This window comes from Cellulosilyticum ruminicola JCM 14822 (assembly GCF_001311925.1).
In the GTDB taxonomy this organism is placed as follows: Bacteria; Bacillota; Clostridia; order Lachnospirales; family Cellulosilyticaceae; genus Cellulosilyticum; species Cellulosilyticum ruminicola.
On the sequence record NZ_BBCG01000060.1, the window covers coordinates 1 to 20,050 of the forward strand.

Here is a 20,050-nt window from a genome sequence, read left to right on the forward strand (position 1 = left end):
AATACATTTACTATTTTATCAAGTAATAACTATAATAAATTATAATTATTCAATGATAGTTGCAACAGCACCAGAACCTACTGTTCTACCACCTTCACGGATAGCAAAACGTAAACCTTGAGCCATAGCGATTGGGTGGATAAGTTCAATAGTCATTTCTACGTTATCCCCAGGCATACACATTTCTACACCTTCTGGTAACTCGATAACACCTGTTACGTCAGTTGTACGGAAGTAGAATTGTGGTCTATAGTGAGAGAAGAATGGTTTATGACGTCCACCTTCTTCTTTTTTAAGAACATAAACTTGAGCTGTGAATTTTGTGTGTGGTGTGATTGAACCTGGTTTACAAAGAACTTGACCTCTTTCGATTTCTGTTCTTTGGATACCACGAAGAAGTGCACCAATGTTATCTCCAGCTTCAGCTTGATCTAACATTTTACGGAACATTTCAACACCTGTACAAACTACTTTACGAGTTTCTTCGTGAATACCTACTAATTCAACTTCGTCTTGAACTTTAAGTACACCTGATTCTACTCTACCTGTAGCAACTGTACCACGACCTGTGATAGAGAATACGTCTTCTACTGGCATTAAGAAGTCTTTATCTACTGCACGTTCTGGAGTTGGGATATATTCGTCGATTACTTCGAATAATTCAACGATTTTGTCTCCCCATGGACCCATTGGATCGTTAAGAGCTTGAAGAGCTGAACCACGAATGATTGGTGTATCATCGCCAGGGAAATCGTAAGAAGATAATAAATCTCTGATTTCCATTTCAACTAATTCTAATAATTCTTCGTCGTCTACCATATCACATTTGTTTAAGAATACAACGATGTATGGTACACCTACTTGACGAGATAATAAGATGTGTTCACGAGTTTGAGCCATTGGACCATCTGTAGCAGCTACTACTAAGATTGTACCGTCCATTTGAGCAGCACCTGTGATCATGTTTTTAACGTAGTCAGCATGTCCTGGGCAGTCAACGTGTGCATAGTGACGAGCTGGTGTTTCGTATTCAACGTGTGCTGTAGAGATTGTGATACCACGTTCTCTTTCTTCTGGAGCTTTATCGATATTTTCGAAGTCTACTGCTTCACCTAATTGATATCTTTCGTGAAGAGTTCTTGTGATTGCTGCTGTTAATGTAGTTTTACCGTGGTCAACGTGGCCGATTGTACCAATGTTAACGTGTGGCTTAGTTCTTTCAAATTTAGCTTTAGCCATTTGTCTGTTCCTCCTTTAATTTAAAACGCTGAGTTTTTCTCAGATATTTTGATTATATTCAATTTCCTACTACTTTTCAAGTAGTAGGAAACAGTTTTTTTACATAAATTTAACTAATTTGTTCAAATTAGTTTGCACTTCCGCGACGTTCTGCAACAACTTTGTCCTGAATATTTTTTGGACATGGTTCATAATGGTCGAATTCCATTGATGAGTTACCACGACCTTGAGTTCTAGAACGAAGATCTGTTGTGTAACCGAACATTTCTGCAAGTGGTACGAATGCTCTTACTTCTTGTCCGCCACCTACAGCTGTCATACCTTCCATACGTCCACGACGTGAGTTAAGGCTTCCGATAACATCTCCTAAGTATTCTTCTGGAGCTGTTACGATAACTTTCATGATAGGTTCAAGAAGAACACCACCTGCTTTTTTCATAGCATCTTTAAATGCCATAGAACCAGCAATTTTGAATGCCATTTCTGATGAATCGACATCGTGGTATGAACCGTCATAACAGTCTGCTTTAACACCAAGTACTTGGAATCCAGCAAGAGGACCTGCTGCCATAGCATCTTGGATACCTTTATCTACAGCTGGAATGTATTCTTTTGGAATAGATCCACCTACTACTGAACTTACGAATTCATATGTGTGTTCAGAGTTAGGGTCAAGTTGTGAGAAACGAACTTTACAGTGACCGTATTGACCACTACCACCAGATTGTTTAACATATTTAGATTCAATGTCAACATCTTTAGCGATTGTTTCTTTGTATGCAACTTGTGGTGCACCTACGTTAGCTTCTACTTTGAATTCTCTCATTAAACGGTCAACGATGATTTCAAGGTGAAGCTCACCCATACCAGCGATGATTGTTTGACCTGTTTCTTCATCTGTCCAAGTTTTGAATGTTGGATCTTCTTCAGCAAGTTTTGCAAGAGCAAGACCCATTTTTTCTTGACCAGCTTTAGTTTTAGGTTCAATAGCAACTTGAATAACTGGTTCTGGGAATTCCATAGACTCAAGGATTACTGGGTGATTTTCATCACAAAGTGTATCCCCTGTAGTAGTTCCTTTAAGACCTACTGCAGCAGCGATATCTCCTGAGTATACTGTTTGAATTTCTTGACGTGTATTGGCGTGCATTTGTACGATACGACCGAAACGTTCTTTTTTGTTCTTTGTTGAGTTAAGAACATAAGAACCAGCATCGATAGAACCTGAATATACACGGAAGAATGCAAGTTTACCAACGAATGGGTCTGTCATGATTTTGAATGCAAGAGCAGCGAATGGCTCTTCATCAGAAGCATGTTTTTCCATTTCTTCGCCAGTTTCAGGGTTTGTACCTTTGATAGCTGGGATGTCTGTTGGTGCTGGCATGAATTCTACTACAGCATCGAGTAATTTTTGTACCCCTTTGTTTTTGTAAGCTGAACCACAAAGAACTGGGATAATTTGTACGTTAATAACTGCATTACGAAGAGCTTTACGAAGAGCTTCTTCAGATACTTCTTCACCTTCTAAGTATTGCATCATTAATTCTTCATCAGATTCGCAGATAGCTTCTACCATTTCTGCATGGTATTGTTCTGCCATTTCTACCATATCAGCTGGGATTTCTTGTTCTTCAATTACTTTACCTAAGTCATCTTTGTAGATGAAGGCTTTCATTTTGAATAAGTCTACAATCCCTACGAAATCTTCTTCCGCACCGATTGGTAATTCGATAGGAATAGCATTAGCTCCTAAACGATCTCTCATCATGCTAACTGCTCTTAAGAAGTCAGCTCCCATGATGTCCATTTTATTTACAAACGCCATACGTGGTACGTGATATTTGTCAGCTTGACGCCATACTGTTTCAGATTGTGGTTCTACCCCACCTTTTGCACAGAATACGCCTACAGCACTATCAAGTACACGTAATGAACGCTCAACTTCTACAGTAAAGTCAACGTGTCCAGGAGTATCAATGATGTTGATACGGTTGTTTAACCAAAAACAAGTTGTTGCAGCAGATGTGATTGTGATACCACGTTCTTGCTCTTGTTCCATCCAGTCCATAGTAGCTCCACCTTCATGGGTTTCCCCAATCTTGTGATTTCTACCTGTATAGAAAAGGATACGTTCTGTAAGAGTTGTTTTACCTGCATCAATATGAGCCATGATACCAATATTTCTGGTACGCTCAAGTGGATATTCTCTTCCTGCCAAGGTATTTCCTCCTTTATATTAAGCAGACTACCATCTGTAGTGAGCAAACGCTTTGTTTGCTTCTGCCATTTTGTGTGTATCTTCTTTTTTCTTAACAGCTCCACCTGTGTTATTAAGTGCATCTAATAACTCAGCTGCAAGAGCTTCAGTTGTAGTTTTTTCACCGCGTTTGCGTGTGTTAACTGTTAACCAACGAAGTCCTAATGTTTGACGTCTCTCTGGACGAACTTCCATTGGTACTTGGTATGTTGCACCACCTACACGGCGTGCTTTTACCTCTAATACTGGCATGATGTTTTCTAAAGCTTCTTGGAAAACTTCTAAAGCATCTCTACCTGTTTTTTCTGCAATGATGTCGAATGCACCATATACTATTTTTTGAGCTTTTCCTCTTTTACCGTCAAGCATAATGTTGTTAATAAGCTTTGTTACTAACTTGCTGTTGTACATTGGATCAGCTAATACATCTCTTTTTGCTACATGTCCTTTACGTGGCACGGTCTTCCCTCCTTAACTAATGTGTCCTGAAATATCATCGGTACTCGTCCTCCTAAGAGGATCGTGCGCGCCCACTCATCTATTTAAAATCTGAACTTCTCAGCTTTATATCGTAAGTTGGGCACCAATTAATTTCTTTTCAAAATTAATCTTATTAAAAATATTAAGTTTTAAAAGTTTAGCTAAATTATTTTTTAGCTTTTGGTCTTTTAGCACCATATTTAGAACGAGCTTGTTGTCTGTTTGCAACACCAGCTGTATCAAGTGTACCACGGATGATGTGGTAACGTGTACCTGGTAAGTCTTTTACTCTACCACCACGGATTAGTACAACGCTGTGCTCTTGAAGATTGTGTCCTTCACCTGGGATATAAGCTGTAACTTCAATCCCGTTTGTAAGACGTACTCTGGCAATTTTACGAAGAGCAGAGTTAGGTTTTTTAGGTGTAGCTGTTTTAACAGCTGTACATACACCTCTTTTTTGTGGTGCAGAAATATCTGTTGGGCGTTTTCTTAAAGAGTTGAACCCTTTTTGAAGCGCTGGAGCAGTTGATTTCTTTTCAATTGCTTTTCTACCTTTACGAACTAATTGGTTAAATGTTGGCATTCTGGTTACCTCCTTCTTACGCTATAATTGCTGCGACTGCAGTTTTTACTTCTACGTTACATTTTTTGCCAAGTTCCTCCATTGTATCAATGAATTCGACTTGAACGTTTTTCGCTTTTGCAAGCTCTACCACCTGACCTGTAACTTTGTCATCGGCATCTTTAGCAACAAATACAACCTTTACGCCGTTATTTTCTAACTGCTTTAAAGTTTGTTTTGTTCCCACAATTTGAATTGTGTCACTTAAATGGTACAACATAAATCCCCCTTTAGGTTCATTTTTATGCATACTATTACACACTGACCTAGTCTACCACTCTTAGTTTAAGTTGTCAAGACTATTTTAGAGGATTTTTTTGTTGCTGTTCACATTTAAGATTATACGACATTTCTATTGATTTTGCTCTAAGTAAATTATGCTAATTTATTTAGAGCTCATATCAATATTCTTTTTTCTCTCTAAGGATTAGTCTACCCCATTCTCCTATTTTTAAAACAAATCTAATTGATTTGATTCAGTTAAATCGCCTAAAATACCTAGCTCAGACATTTTATCAACTATAGTCTTACTTACTTTTGTACGATTTCTGAAATCTTCTTTTGATAGGAATGGGCCATCTTTTACAGCAGCAACTACTGCTTCAGCCGCTTTTTCACCAAGTCCATCAATCGAACTAAGTGACGGCATGATTTTACCATCTATGATTTGGAACCTCTTATCATCTGCTACGCTTAAATCAATTGGTAAGAATTCAAAACCACGGGCATACATTTCATATACAATACGCATATCTTTTAATGTATCTTGTTCTTTAGCTGTTTGATTTTCTTTTCCTTTGCCTGTTAACTCTTTCATATGATATTCGAGTCTTTCTTTTCCTAGGCACATCATTTCATATGAAAAGGCTGATGCACGAATACTAAAGAAAGCTGTATAGTAAGCAAGTGGATAATGAATCTTGTACCATGCAATACGCCATGCCATCATAACGTAAGCAGCCGCATGGGCTTTAGGGAACATATACTTGATTTTCTTACATGACCAGATATACCAATCTGGTACACCATACTCAAGCATGGTTTCTTCCCATTCTTCTTTTAGCCCTTTCCCCTTACGTACACTTTCCATAATAGTGAAGGACAACCCTTTGTCCATACCTTGATTAATTAAATAAGTCATAATATCGTCACGGGTACAAATAACAGTCGAAATCGTTCCTCTTCCCTCTTCAATAAGGGTTTGTGCATTACCAAGCCATACGTCTGTACCATGTGATAGTCCAGAAATACGTACAAGGTCAGAGAAACTCTTAGGCTTCGCATCTAGAACCATCTGAATAACGAAGTCTGTACCAAACTCTGGGATACCTAATGAGCCTAATTTAATACCACCGATATCTTCAGGTTTGATTCCTAAGGCATCAGTATTATGGAATAATGACATTACATCTTTATCATCTAATTTAATAGTTTTAGCATCTATGCCTGTTAAATCCTCTAATCTACGAATCATTGTGGGATCATCATGGCCCAGAATATCGAGTTTTAATAAGTTGTGGTCAATTGAGTGGTACTCAAAATGAGTTGTAACAATTGGTGTATTCATATCATTAGCTGGATGCTGAATAGCTGTAAATTCATAAATCTCTCGATCATATGGTACTACGATAATACCACCAGGATGTTGTCCTGTTGTTCTTTTAACTCCTGTACATCCTTCTGCAATACGTTTCATTTCTGCATAACGTTTGTGAATTTCACGTTCTTGGAAGTATTTATAAACATAAGCAAGGGCTGTTTTTTCCGCCATGGTACCAATAGTTCCAGCACGGAACGCTTTACCTTCTCCGAAGATAACCTCTACATATTTATGTGCTTTGGCTTGATAGTCCCCAGAGAAGTTAAGGTCGATATCGGGTTCTTTATCCCCTTTGAATCCAAGGAAAGTTTCGAAAGGAATATCATGTCCTTCTTTATTAAGTGCATGCCCACATTTAGGACAAGTAGCATCTGGCATATCACATCCTGAACTTCCGGCATATGCTTTAACTTCCGGTGAATCAAAGTCTGTATAATAACAGTTTGGACAAATGTAATGTGGTGGCAGTGGATTAACCTCTGTAATACCTGACATAGTCGCAGCAAAAGATGATCCTACTGACCTCTGGAACCTACTAAGTAACCATGGTCATTTGAATCCCACACTAACTTTTGTGCAATGATGTACATTACGGCGAATCCATTACTAATAATTGAGTGAAGCTCCCTTTCGAGACGTTCTTTAACAACTTCATGTAACTCTGGTCCATAAATCTCATGGGCCTTATCATAACAAATTTTACGTAATGTCTCATCTGAATCTGGAATTTCTGGTGGACATTTATCTGGAAGTACTGGTGAGATTTTATCTATTTGATCATTGATTAAATTAGTATTTGTAATAACAACTTCTCTAGCCTTATCTTCACCTAAATAGCTAAATTCCTCTAACATTTCTTCTGTAGTACGTAAAAATAGTGGCGGCTGATCATCAGCATCTTTAAATCCTTTACCAGCCATAATGATACGTCTGTAAATCTCATCTTCTGGATCTAAGAAGTGGACATCACAAGTTGCTACAACTGGCTTATTATATTCCTCACCTAACTCTACAATTTTGCGATTGTAGTTTCTAAGGTCTTCTTCTGTGCTAGCTGCATACTTATCACTTTTAAGCATGAAACCATTATTCCCTATAGGTTGAATTTCTAAGTAGTCATAGAAATTAACAAGTCTTGCAATTTCAGCTTCATCTTTTTCTCTAATGATAGCTTGGAATACTTCTCCTGCCTCACAAGCTGAACCAATAATAAGCCCTTCACGATGCTTTTGAATTAAGCTCTTAGGCATACGTGGCCTACGATTAAAATAGTCTAAATGGGCCGCTGAAACAAGTTTGTTTAAGTTAATACGCCCTGTTTCATTTTTAATTAGAATAATTCCGTGATAAGTTGGCAGTTTCTTAATATACTCACTTGAAACTTCCATTAATTTTTCAATTTCATCTAAATGATACACTTCTTTTTCAGCAAGCATTTCAATGAATTTAATGAATATCTCTCCTGTAGCTGTGGCATCATCTACGGCACGGTGATGATTTTCAAGACTAATCCCTAAGTGCTTAGAGATATTATTTAATTTAAAGTTTCCTAACTGTGGCATTAAAACACGTGCTAATGCTACAGTATCTAGTATTGTATAATCACATGGTAAATTTAACCTATCTGCATTTGCTTTAATGAAACTCATATCAAATTCTGCATTATGAGCTACCATAACTGCTCCCTCACAAAACTCTAAAAACTTCGGTAAAAGCGCATCTATTTTCTCAGCATCTCTTACCATACTGTCATTAATACCAGTTAACTGCTCAATCTCATACGGTATAGGTACACCAGGATTTACAAATTCACTAAAGCTATCAATAACCTGACCGTCTTTAACTTTAACGGCACCAATTTCTATAATACGATTAAATTTAGGACTAAATCCTGTAGTCTCTAAGTCAAACACAACATAAGTATCTTGCAAACTCTGATTTTTAGAGTTAACAACTGTTTCCTTTAAATCATCTACAAAATATGCTTCTACACCATAAATAATCTTAAACGGTTCATCTTTTGAAACGCAGTGATTCGCGATTGGGAAGGCTTGTAAGCATCCATGGTCTGTAATGGCTATAGCCGGCATGCCCCATTCTTTGGCACGATTAATCATTTTTTTAATATCTACTACACTATCCATATCACTCATCATAGTATGAAGATGTAACTCGACACGTTTTTCATTGCTTTCGTCCATACGTTTTACTGTAAAATCACTTGTTGGCTTAATACCTTTTACAGAACTAATTCCAATCTCTTTATCAAACTTATCAAAAACTGCCATTCCCTTTATAATATAGAAATTACCTTTTTTAAGTTTAGCCAGTACATCACCTAATTCTTCATTTTTAACGAAAAGTTTAACTGTAATCGTGTCCGTAAAATCTGTAATGTCAAACATAATAATTGTTTTTTCCATACGAATTTCACGTGTATCAATGTTAATGATTTTACCATGAATGACAACTTCACCAATTTCATCTACAATCATTTCAATCGTTGCAATTTCACCTTCTACTTCACGACCGAAGAATACATCTGGATCAAGAGTTGTTTTCTTACGTGTCATCTTAGGTGGTGCCTCGAATGCCTCTTTCTCTTCAGCTGGCTTATCTTCTGAACTTTGTTGTGGTTTTTCTTCATCTTTAATATTTTCCATAACATGAACAACCTCGCCTTTAAGCTTAGTTTCATTTTCCACAACATAAGCTTGAGGATTTTCGCTATCCACAAATTTAAATAAAAAACGTACTTCCATATTAAAACGTTCTTTAAAAACCTCTTCGAAATATAAACGTACTTCATCAGATTTACGTTTTGCAAGCAAACTATTATCCATATTTAAGGTAATACAGTTATTGTGTACTTGCCAATCAGAATTTTTAATAAGTGCAAAAAGCATATGACTTTTTTCTTCTATTTCACTTAATAAACTTCCTTTATAGTCTACTATAAGTTTATCTAATGTATATGCTTCTGGTAAATCATAAGATTCTTTAAAATGAATACCCAGAGGTGTATTATTAAACATCTTAGATTTGATATTGTGCATCATTTTAATAATATCTGCACGCTGAATAATTTCATCTTTTTGTATATAAAAAGTCAAGTTGTTAGTACTTTGATCTAGTATAACTCTACCAACTTGCACATTTTTAAATGTATTATAAAGCCTCTCGTCTACTTTAAGTTCTGTTAAAACATCAAAGAAAGCCCTTGTCTCTGTTTGCATTATGGCCTCCGTCCAAAACAACTATATTTAATATATTGTTTTATTTTAGTTTTATTATACTACTATAACAAGCATCTCCCCCTAAAAACAACTTCCTATTTCTTCCTAAGTTGTTTTTCATCTCTCTGTTTTTTACCTCTTAATATAGTAAAAGGAGTGTCATTTTATATAACAACTCCTTCTCCATACACTTTATTCAAGTATTTGTGCAGCAGCATATACTTCTTCTGGTACTATAGGTGCTTGTGTACTATTTATATCTTTATAGGTAACTTTAATTTCACACTCTACACTGTTAACCGTACTTTCGCTTTCTTCAGATTCAAGTATTTCTTGCATTCCAATCTTCATAATAGAGCCTAAATCAACTTGCTGCATGATAAGTTCACCTGTAGATTTATCTACAAAAAATTGAATCTTAAGAGGCTCTGTACTTTGTCCTTCTATAGCTTTCATAGTATCTTCATCAAGCCCCAAATCTTGAATATCCTCTAGCATTTTAAGTGTGTCTAAAAACTTATCTTTCGCCACACTCCCCTCAATGTTATAACATATCTTATCTAATATAGTTGTTTCACCAATCATTTTAAAGCCACTTACAGCATTTATAAAAGTCTTAGCTACTTTATTAGGCTTCTTAAGCATATCTCCTAATAAATCCATATCCTCTACAACAATCTTATACACTGATTCCCTTGTTTCTCATAATAAGCAATAGCCTCTCCGTCTTTAGCGATATAACTTACTGTTTCATCATTTTCCTTCTTTTTACCGTATTGTAATTCAGTTTTATCAGTAATACTCATAATTGTTTCTGGTCTTAATGTACCTTTAGTCTCATTCACCGAATTAACTATTACTACCTCTTGTCCTTCTATATCTGTTACCATTTTAGTATCCATTACTAACGTATAGTTTTGAATATCACTCAAATTCGCTATAGCTGTATCTATTACTTTATTTGGATTCTTACTACAGCCTACAGTTAACAACATTACACCTAATAATACTGGTGCAAATTTCTTAATCTTTACCATCAATCTCACCTCATAATTTGAATTGTCCCATGTATAAAATAATATCTCTGCCTTTATTATAACATAGACCTTGTCTCAAGATATAAAAAGCCTATTGCAAATAGGCATAAAAAGAGCGTCACCTAAGTGACGCTCCCATATATAACGTTTAATATGAATGATATTCTATTCATTTACCATTTCAATATCTAATTTACGGTATCTATCCATACCTGTACCAGCTGGGATAAGTTTACCGATAATAACGTTTTCTTTAAGACCGATAAGTGGGTCTGTTTTACCTTTAATAGCTGCTTCTGTAAGAACTTTTGTTGTTTCTTGGAATGAAGCTGCAGATAAGAAGCTTTCTGTAGCAAGAGAAGCTTTTGTGATACCAAGGAGTACGTTTTTACCTTCAGCAGGTTGTAATCCTTTAGCAATTGCTTCTTTGTTTACATCTTCAAAGTCTAAGATATCAACTGAACTTCCTGGAAGTAATTCTGTATCTCCGTTTTCTTCGATTTTAACTTTCTTAAGCATTTGACGAACGATAACTTCGATATGTTTATCATTGATATCTACCCCTTGTAGACGGTAAACACGTTGAACTTCTTGAATCATGTAATGTTGTACCCCAAGAACACCTTTGATCTTAAGGATATCATGTGGGTTAACACTACCTTCTGTAAGTTCATCACCAGCTTCCACAGACATACCATCTGTAACTTTGATTCTTGAACCATAAGGAATAACATAAGATTTTACATTACCTGTTTCATTATCTGTGATTGTAACTTCACGTTTTTTCTTGTTATCTGTGATTGATACGATACCATCGATTTCTGAGATAATCGCAAGACCTTTTGGTTTACGTGCCTCGAATAACTCCTCGACACGAGGAAGACCTTGAGTGATATCGTCTCCGGCGATACCCCCTGTATGGAAAGTACGCATTGTAAGCTGTGTACCTGGCTCACCGATTGATTGAGCAGCAATGATACCTACTGATTCACCAATTCTTACTTCGTTACCAGATGACATGTTTGCACCATAACATCTAGCACATACACCCATCTTAGATTTACATCTAAGTACGTTACGGATACGTGCTCCTTTAACACCGATTGATTCGATGTATTCAGCTTGGTTAGGTGTAATCATTTTGTTAGCTTCAACAATAACTTCACCTGTTTCTGGGTGAACAATTGGATCAGCTGTGAAACGACCGCTTAAACGTTCGCTAAGTGGTTCGATAACTTCTGAGCCATCTTTGTAAGCTTCTACCCACATACCTGGGATAGGCTCGTCTTGGTGATGTTCGTGACAATCTTGTTCACGAATGATAACGTCTTGAGAAACGTCAACAAGACGACGTGTAAGGTAACCTGAATCGGCTGTACGAAGAGCTGTATCGGCAAGACCTTTACGAGCACCGTGAGCTGAAATGAAGTATTCAAGTACAGTAAGCCCTTCACGGAAGTTAGCTTTGATAGGAAGCTCGATTGTACGACCTGATGTAGAAGCCATCAGACCACGCATACCAGCTAACTGTTTAATCTGGTTAGTAGAACCACGGGCACCAGAATGAGCCATCATGTAGATGTTGTTATAACGTCCAAGGTTGTCAAGTAAGGCTTTTGTAATCTTATCATTGGCAATGTTCCATGCTTGGATAACTTTGTTATAACGTTCTTCATCTGTCATAAGACCACGTCTGAATAATTTTGTTACATGATCTACTGCTTTTTGTGCTTCTTCAAGGAACATTGGTTTTTCTGGTGGTACTGTCATATCTGATACAGATACTGTAAGTGCCCCTCTTGTAGAGAACTTATAACCTAAGTCTTTGATGTTATCTAAGAGGATAGCTGTTTGTGTAGCACCGTGTTTGTTAATACATTTTTTAATAATTTTACCAAGTTCTTTTTTACCAGCTAAGAAATCAACTTCATATTTGAATTTGTTTTCTTCTTTTGTTCTGTCTACGAAACCTAAATCTTGTGGCATGATTTCATTTAAGATAATACGACCAACTGTAGTTTCTGTAAGACCTGTTTGCATTTCTCCATCAACCATTAATGTATGACGTACATGAATTGGTGCATGAAGAGTTACAACTTTATTATCATAAGCGAGAAGTGCTTCTTTTTCATCGTGGAAGTATTTTCCTGAACCGATTTGACGTTTAACATATACAACTGTTCCGTCTTCTTTTGTCACTTCTTCTACTTCATCTTTATCTGTAAGTTCACCGATTGCTTCACGAGTAGCATACTCCTCATCTTCTTTTTTGAGTGTGAGATAGTAGATACCAAGAACCATATCTTGTGATGGTACCGCAACTGGTGCTCCATCAGAAGGTTTAAGAAGGTTGTTTGGTGCTAAAAGAAGGAATCTACATTCTGCTTGTGCTTCTACTGATAATGGTACGTGAACCGCCATTTGGTCACCATCAAAGTCAGCGTTATAAGCTGTACATACAAGTGGGTGAAGTTTAATAGCACGTCCTTCTACAAGGATTGGTTCGAACGCTTGGATACCTAAACGGTGAAGTGTAGGGGCACGGTTAAGCATTACTGGGTGTTCCTTGATAATTTCTTCAAGAACGTCCCAAATTTGTGGTTGTAATCTTTCAATCATGTGTTTAGCATTTTTGATATTGTGTGCAATACCATCAGATACTAATTTTTTCATAACGAAAGGTTTGAATAACTCGATAGCCATTTCTTTTGGTAAACCACATTGGTAAATTTTAAGGCTTGGTCCTACTACGATAACTGAACGTCCAGAGTAGTCAACACGTTTACCAAGTAAGTTTTGACGGAAACGTCCTGATTTACCTTTAAGCATATCTGATAATGATTTAAGTGGTCTGTTTCCAGGACCTACTACAGGTTTACCACGACGACCATTATCGATAAGTGCGTCAACAGCTTCTTGTAACATACGTTTTTCATTTCTTACGATGATGTTAGGAGCTCCTAAATCAAGTAATCTTTTAAGACGGTTGTTACGATTAATAACTCTTCTGTAAAGGTCATTAAGGTCAGATGTTGCGAAACGACCACCATCAAGTTGAATCATTGGTCTAAGATCTGGAGGAAGTACTGGTACTACATCCATAATCATCCATTCTGGTTTATTTTCTGATAAACGGAAAGCTTCAATTACTTCAAGACGTTTAATTACACGAACTCTCTTTTGACCTGTTGTAGTTTTGAGTTGTTCTTTAAGTTCAACACTTTCTTTTTCAAGATCAATATCTTGAAGAAGTTTTTTGATAGCTTCAGCACCCATTTCAGCAACGAATGAGCCTGGACCGTATTTTTCTTCAGCTTCTCTGAATTCTTTTTCACCTAAGATTTCTTTGTATGCAAGCCCTGTATCTTTTGGGTCTAACACAATGTAAGAAGCAAAGTATAAGATTTTCTCAAGTTTACCTGGAGTAATATCTAAGATAAGACCCATTCTACTTGGAATACCTTTGAAGTACCAAATGTGAGACACAGGGGCAGCAAGCTCAATGTGCCCCATTCTCTCACGACGTACTTTAGCTTTTGTAACCTCTACTCCACAGCGATCACAAACTACGCCTTTATATCTAATTCTCTTATACTTTCCACAGTGACATTCCCAGTCCTTGCTAGGCCCGAAAATTCTTTCACAGAAGAGACCATCTCTTTCTGGTCTTTGTGTACGGTAGTTAATTGTTTCTGGTTTTTTTACTTCTCCTCGTGACCACTCGCGGATTTTTTCAGGGGAAGCAAGACCTATCTTAATTTTTTCAAAGAAGATAGCTTGATCCATGTTTGACATGCTATGCACTCCCTTCTACTTTTATAAATCTAAATCACCTAATGAATCATCTTCAAAGATCATATCATCTTCTGGTTCGAAATCTAATTCAATGTTGTCATCGTATAAATCTGGTTCTGCGTCCACGTCAGCGTCATCAATGTTTTCTTCCATATATCCATCATCTAAAGAACCTTCTTCAAGTACTTCAATATTTGGTGCGATACCTTCACCTTCATCAGTTGTTTCTTTAATATCAACTTCTGTCATGTTACTTGTTAACACTCTGATATCAAGACCAAGTGATTGAAGTTCTTTAAGTAATACTTTGAATGATTCTGGAATACCTGGTTCAGGAATATTTTCACCTTTAACGATTGATTCGTAAGTTTTAACACGACCTACAACGTCATCGGATTTAATTGTTAAAATTTCTTGAAGTGTGTATGCAGCACCATATGCTTCGAGTGCCCAAACCTCCATCTCTCCGAAACGTTGTCCACCAAATTGTGCTTTACCACCAAGTGGTTGTTGTGTAATTGTTGCGTATGGACCTGTTGAACGAGCATGCATTTTATCATCAACTAAGTGGTGAAGTTTAAGGTAGTGCATGAATCCGATAGTTACAGGGTTATCAAATTCTTCACCTGTTCTACCATCTCTTAAACGAACTTTACCAGTTCTATCAAGAGGAACACCTCTCCATTCGTCACGGTGGTCTCTATTTTCATAGAGGTAATCAATTACTTCTTGTTTAACTTTTGAAGACCATTTCGCTTCGAATTCTTCCCATGTCCAGTTAACATAGTCATTAGCCATTTCAAGTGTATCCATGATATCTTTTTCTGTTGCACCGTTAAATACTGGTGTTTCAACTTTGAAACCAAGTGCTTTAGCAGCAAGACTTAAGTGGATTTCAAGTACCTGACCAATGTTCATACGTGATGGTACCCCTAATGGGTTAAGAACGATATCAAGAGGACGACCGTTTGGAAGGAATGGCATATCTTCTACTGGAAGTACTCTTGAGATAACCCCTTTGTTACCGTGACGACCCGCCATTTTATCCCCTACAGAAATTTTTCTCTTTTGAGCGATATAACAACGAACCATTCTGTTAACACCTGGGTCAAGTTCATCACCATTTTCACGTGTGAAGATCTTAACGTCTACGATAATACCAGCTTCACCATGAGGTACTCTAAGTGAAGTATCTCTAACTTCTCTTACTTTTTCTCCGAAGATTGCACGAAGAAGTCTTTCTTCTGCTGTAAGTTCTGTTTCACCTTTTGGTGTAACACGACCCACTAAAATATCTCCTGAACGAACTTCCGCACCAACACGGATAATACCTCTTTCATCAAGATCTTTAAGCGCATCTTCACCTACGTTTGGAATATCTCTTGTAATTTCTTCTGGTCCAACTTTAGTATCACGTGCTTCAACTTCATATTCTTCGATATGGATTGAAGTATAGATATCTTCTTGTACTAATCTTTCACTAAGAAGAACAGCATCTTCGTAGTTGTAACCTTCCCATGTCATGAATCCGATAAGAGGATTTTGACCAAGAGCAAGTTCACCATTTTGTGTAGATGGTCCATCAGCTAAAACATCACCTTTTTTAACGATTTCACCTTTATCTACGATTGGTCTTTGATTAATACATGTACCAGCATTACTACGTTCAAATTTCTCTAATTTATAAGAATGCTTTTTACCTTCATTATCTCTAATAACGATTTCTTTAGCTGTTGATTTTTCTACAACACCATCTTGTTTAGCGATAGCAAGAGCACCTGAATCCATACCGATTTTGTACTCCATACCTGTAGCTACGATTGGGCTGTTTGTACGAACAAGTGGTACAGCTTGACGTTGCATGTTGGCACCCATGAGGGCACGGTTAGCATCATCGTTTTCAAGGAAAGGAATAAGTGCTGTCGCAACTGATACGATTTGTTTTGTTGAAACGTCCATTAAATCGATTTTTTTGTAATCGTATTCAAGGATATCGTCACCATGACGAGCTGTTACTCTCTTATTAATGAAGTGACCGTTTTCATCAAACTCTTCTGTTGCTTGACATACTGTATATTTTTCTTCTTCATCAGCTGTGATGTAAATAACTTCATCTGTAAGTCTTGGTTCATCACCTGATTTGTCGATTACACGGTATGGTGCTTCAATGAAACCATATTCGTTAATACGAGCAAATGTAGCAAGTGAGTTGATAAGACCGATGTTTGGTCCCTCTGGTGTTTCAATAGGACACATACGGCCGTAGTGTGAGTAGTGAACGTCACGAACTTCGAACCCTGCACGTTCTCTTGAAAGACCACCTGGTCCAAGAGCTGATAATCTACGTTTGTGTGTTAACTCAGCAAGTGGGTTGTTTTGATCCATGAACTGAGATAATTGTGAACTACCGAAGAATTCTTTGATAGCAGAAGATACAGGACGAATATTAATAAACGCTTGTGGGCTTACTGCTTCTTGATCTTGGATAGTCATTCTTTCACGTACAACTCTTTCCATACGAGAAAGACCGATACGGAATTGGTTTTGGAATAATTCACCTACACCACGAATACGTCTGTTTCCTAAGTGGTCAATATCGTCTGTTAAGCCGATTTCGTATTCTAAGTGCATGTTATAGTTAATAGATGCAAAGATGTCGTCTAATGTAATTGATTTTGGTACAAGATCATTTTTTCTAGCTTTGATGGCTTCTTTGATTTCTTCAATATCTTGATATTCTTCTAAGATTTCTTCAAGTACTGGATAGTAAACTGTATCTTTAATATCAAGTTCTGCTGGATCCACATCTACGAAGTGTGTTAAATCTACGCTTCTATTTGAAAGGATTTTAACAGGTTTTTCTTGACCTAATACTGTTACATAGATTGCTTCAATACCAGTATTTTGGATTTCATTAGCAAGTTTAACTGTAATTTTTTCACCTTCGCTAGCAACGATTTCTCCTGTGAATGGATCAATAACATTGTCTGCAAGTGTAAGGCCTGTTACACGGTTACGAAGTGCTAATTTTTTATTGAATTTGTAACGCCCAACTTTTGCAAGGTCGTAACGTTTTGGATCGAAGAACATATTATTAAGAAGTGTTTGCGCACTGTCAACAGTTGGTGGTTCACCTGGACGAATACGTTTGTACATTTCTAAAAGGCCTTCTTCATAAGTCTTACTTGTATCCTTTTGAATAGCTTCGAGGATTTTTGGTTCTTCACCAAATTTCTCAATGATTTCTGCGTCAGTACCAAGACCTAATGAACGTAATAATACTGTAATAGGTACTTTACGAGTACGGTCTACACGTACGTAGAAAATATCATTTGAATCTGTTTCGTATTCTAACCATGCACCACGGTTAGGAATTACAGATGCTGAGAATAATTTTTTACCTGTTTTATCGAATGCGATATCATAGTAAATACCAGGAGAACGTACTAATTGGCTAACGATAACACGTTCTGCTCCATTGATAACGAATGTAGCATTTTCTGTCATAAGTGGGAAATCACCCATGAATACTTCACTATCAACGCTTGTTCCTGTTTCTTTGTTATGAAGACGTGCTTTTACTTTAAGAGGTGCACAGTAAGTAGCATCTCTTTCTTTACATTCTTCAATTGTATATTTTGGTTTGCTGTCTAAATAAAAATCCACAAATTCTAAAATGAGATTCCCATTAAAGTCTGTGATTGGAGAAATATCTTGGAATACTTCTTTAAGACCATCTTTTAAAAACCATTCATAAGAAGATCTTTGAAGTTCAATAAGATTAGGTATTTCTACAACATCATCTTGTGTTCTAGCGTAGCTCATGCGAATTTGTTTACCCATATTTACTGGGCGCATTTTAGATTTTTGCATGTGTTCCTCACCCCTTGCAAAATTTATAAATAATGCATATTAATGCATTGTTTCAAAATAGGTTTAAAATGTGACATATTCTGGTTTAAAATGTTTGTCTAAAACCACTTAAAATAAGAATATGTATTGTAAATAGTTAGTCAATATGCTATACTAAAGAAAAAAATGCGTTGCATGATAGCATATTAACGCATTTTATAATGCTATCACAAAAAAAGGTTTAGTCAACCTTTTTTCTTATTTTACGTACATATTTTCAAAAAAACAATTTTCTACTATAAATATCTTTAGTGGGCAATGTTATGCGTTTTCATCATATCATTGCCTTTTTTACATTTCAAGGCGACTCCCCCTATACTTATTTAAAAATATTATTTTAAACATCTTTATATTTATATAGGAATAAAAAAGGTAGCTACTAGAGCTACCTTTTCTTATTTAGAGTAACACTGATAACGTGAATTATTTTAATGTTACTTTAGCGCCAACTTCTTCAAGTTTAGCTTTGATTGCTTCAGCGTCTTCTTTAGAAGCACCTTCTTTAAGAACTTTTGGACATCCATCTACAGCTTCTTTAGCTTCTTTTAATCCAAGCCCTGTGATTTCACGAACAACTTTGATTACTTTGATTTTTTCTGAACCAGCGTCTGTTAATTCAACGTCGAATTCTGTTTTTTCTTCAGCTGCTGCACCTGCACCTGCTGCTGCAACCATAACACCTGCTGCTGCTGATACACCGAATTCTTCTTCACAAGCTGTTACTAATTCGTTTAATTCTAAGATAGTTAATTCTTTAACTGCATCGATAATTTCTTGGATTGATAATTTTGCCATTGTAAGCACCTCCGTATTTTTTTAAATATTAACTTGTAATTTGTTTAGTTTATAAATGTTGTCACTTATAAAATGCTGCCTATCTTAAGCTTCTTTTTCTGCAACTTGTTTGATAACACGTGCAAAGCTTGCGATAGGTGATTTGAAGCTTCCAAGTAAACGACCAAGTAATTCTTCTCTAGGAGCGATATTACCGATAGCCATCATACCTTTAGCATCGTAGTAAGTTCCTTCTACTACACCTGATTTGAATTCTAATTTTTCGTTAGCTTTAGCTACTTTAGCAAGAATTCTTGGACCAGCTGTTGCATCTGCATAAGAAATAGCGATAGCTGTTGGTCCTTCAAGATCTTTAGAAATCTCAGCGAATTCTGTACCTTCAATAGCAAAGTTTACCATAGTGTTTTTGTATACTTTGTACTCAACACCTGCTTCACGAAGTTCTTTACGAAGCTCCGTATCTTGGTCTACTGTAAGACCACGGTAGTCAACTAATAAAACTGAAGAAGCACCATTAAGTTTTTCTTTAATTTCATTAACAACAACTTGTTTAAGTTCAACTTTTGCCATTGTTACACCTCCTTATTTTTTGTAATAAAAAAGCACTTTGCTTTCATAAATCCGCAGGCAAAGTGACATCATACGTCCGTCCATATATTAGAGACCTCGGTAGGTTGTATACGTTATGCTCAAAAGAGCACCTACTGTCTGCGGCACAGTATTTTTTTATCAACATGCATTAGTATACCATTAGATGACATATTTAGCAACCTTTTTCCCATAGGTTTTTTATGGAATCTATAATTTATCTACAGGTCACCTAAAATTATATAGTAGTTTTCCACAACTTCTCCTGTTTATCCAGATTCAGCACTTTTATTTATATGTCTGCAACTTCATAACGTGCGCACTTCTAAACTAATTACATGTATAAATTATTTCCATATATAAACTTACTATACATTAATTTTAAAATTCTCCTATGCCGCACTCAAACTGCTGACTTTTCCTCTACTTTTTTAAGCCTATTTCTTTATATCCTTTTAATAATGTATTTACATAAGCGTTAAC

Annotated in this window: 11 protein-coding genes, 1 pseudogene and 1 other annotated feature; all 12 genes and pseudogenes read right to left on the reverse strand. The window is 36.4% G+C overall.

Annotated features, from left to right (window positions below):
* Positions 1-45: 45 nt before the first annotated feature.
* The gene (gene tuf, locus JCM14822_RS15115) at positions 46-1,239 is read right to left on the reverse strand and encodes an elongation factor Tu (protein WP_054743178.1); all 1,194 of its coding nucleotides are present in this window, start codon (positions 1,237-1,239) and stop codon (positions 46-48) included.
* A 127-nt stretch (positions 1,240-1,366) separates the two neighbouring features.
* Positions 1,367-3,460 carry an elongation factor G gene (fusA, locus tag JCM14822_RS15120; RefSeq protein WP_054743179.1) on the reverse strand — a complete coding sequence of 698 codons (2,094 nt, stop codon included), beginning with the start codon at positions 3,458-3,460 and terminating at the stop codon, positions 1,367-1,369.
* A 27-nt stretch (positions 3,461-3,487) separates the two neighbouring features.
* Entirely contained in the window at positions 3,488-3,958 is a 471-nt protein-coding gene (rpsG, locus tag JCM14822_RS15125; protein WP_054743180.1) for a 30S ribosomal protein S7, read from the reverse strand.
* A gap of 187 nt (positions 3,959-4,145) precedes the next feature.
* The gene (rpsL, locus tag JCM14822_RS15130; protein ID WP_054743181.1) at positions 4,146-4,565 is read right to left on the reverse strand and encodes a 30S ribosomal protein S12; all 420 of its coding nucleotides are present in this window, start codon (positions 4,563-4,565) and stop codon (positions 4,146-4,148) included.
* Positions 4,566-4,581: 16 nt separating this feature from the next.
* On the reverse strand, positions 4,582-4,824 hold the full coding sequence (locus JCM14822_RS15135; RefSeq protein WP_054743182.1) for a ribosomal L7Ae/L30e/S12e/Gadd45 family protein: 243 nt from the start codon (positions 4,822-4,824) through the stop codon (positions 4,582-4,584).
* Between the two features lie 231 nt (positions 4,825-5,055).
* A pseudogene (locus tag JCM14822_RS15140) lies at positions 5,056-9,440 on the reverse strand (PolC-type DNA polymerase III).
* Between the two features lie 192 nt (positions 9,441-9,632).
* On the reverse strand, positions 9,633-10,127 hold the full coding sequence (locus JCM14822_RS15145; RefSeq protein WP_054743183.1) for a hypothetical protein: 495 nt from the start codon (positions 10,125-10,127) through the stop codon (positions 9,633-9,635).
* The gene (locus tag JCM14822_RS15150) at positions 10,109-10,477 is read right to left on the reverse strand and encodes a hypothetical protein (protein ID WP_054743184.1); all 369 of its coding nucleotides are present in this window, start codon (positions 10,475-10,477) and stop codon (positions 10,109-10,111) included. The genes JCM14822_RS15145 and JCM14822_RS15150 overlap by 19 nt, the downstream gene beginning before the upstream one ends.
* Before the next feature lie 165 nt (positions 10,478-10,642).
* The gene (rpoC, locus tag JCM14822_RS15155) at positions 10,643-14,272 is read right to left on the reverse strand and encodes a DNA-directed RNA polymerase subunit beta' (RefSeq protein WP_054743185.1); all 3,630 of its coding nucleotides are present in this window, start codon (positions 14,270-14,272) and stop codon (positions 10,643-10,645) included.
* A gap of 21 nt (positions 14,273-14,293) precedes the next feature.
* Entirely contained in the window at positions 14,294-18,145 is a 3,852-nt protein-coding gene (gene rpoB / locus JCM14822_RS15160) for a DNA-directed RNA polymerase subunit beta (protein ID WP_054743186.1), read from the reverse strand.
* Between the two features lie 462 nt (positions 18,146-18,607).
* Positions 18,608-18,979 (reverse strand): 50S ribosomal protein L7/L12, encoded by a 372-nt coding sequence (gene rplL / locus JCM14822_RS15165; protein ID WP_054739591.1) that lies wholly within the window; start codon positions 18,977-18,979, stop codon positions 18,608-18,610.
* A gap of 84 nt (positions 18,980-19,063) precedes the next feature.
* The gene (gene rplJ / locus JCM14822_RS15170) at positions 19,064-19,549 is read right to left on the reverse strand and encodes a 50S ribosomal protein L10 (RefSeq protein ID WP_054743187.1); all 486 of its coding nucleotides are present in this window, start codon (positions 19,547-19,549) and stop codon (positions 19,064-19,066) included.
* Positions 19,550-19,566: 17 nt separating this feature from the next.
* Positions 19,567-19,711: a sequence feature (ribosomal protein L10 leader region), on the reverse strand.
* Positions 19,712-20,050 lie beyond the last annotated feature (339 nt).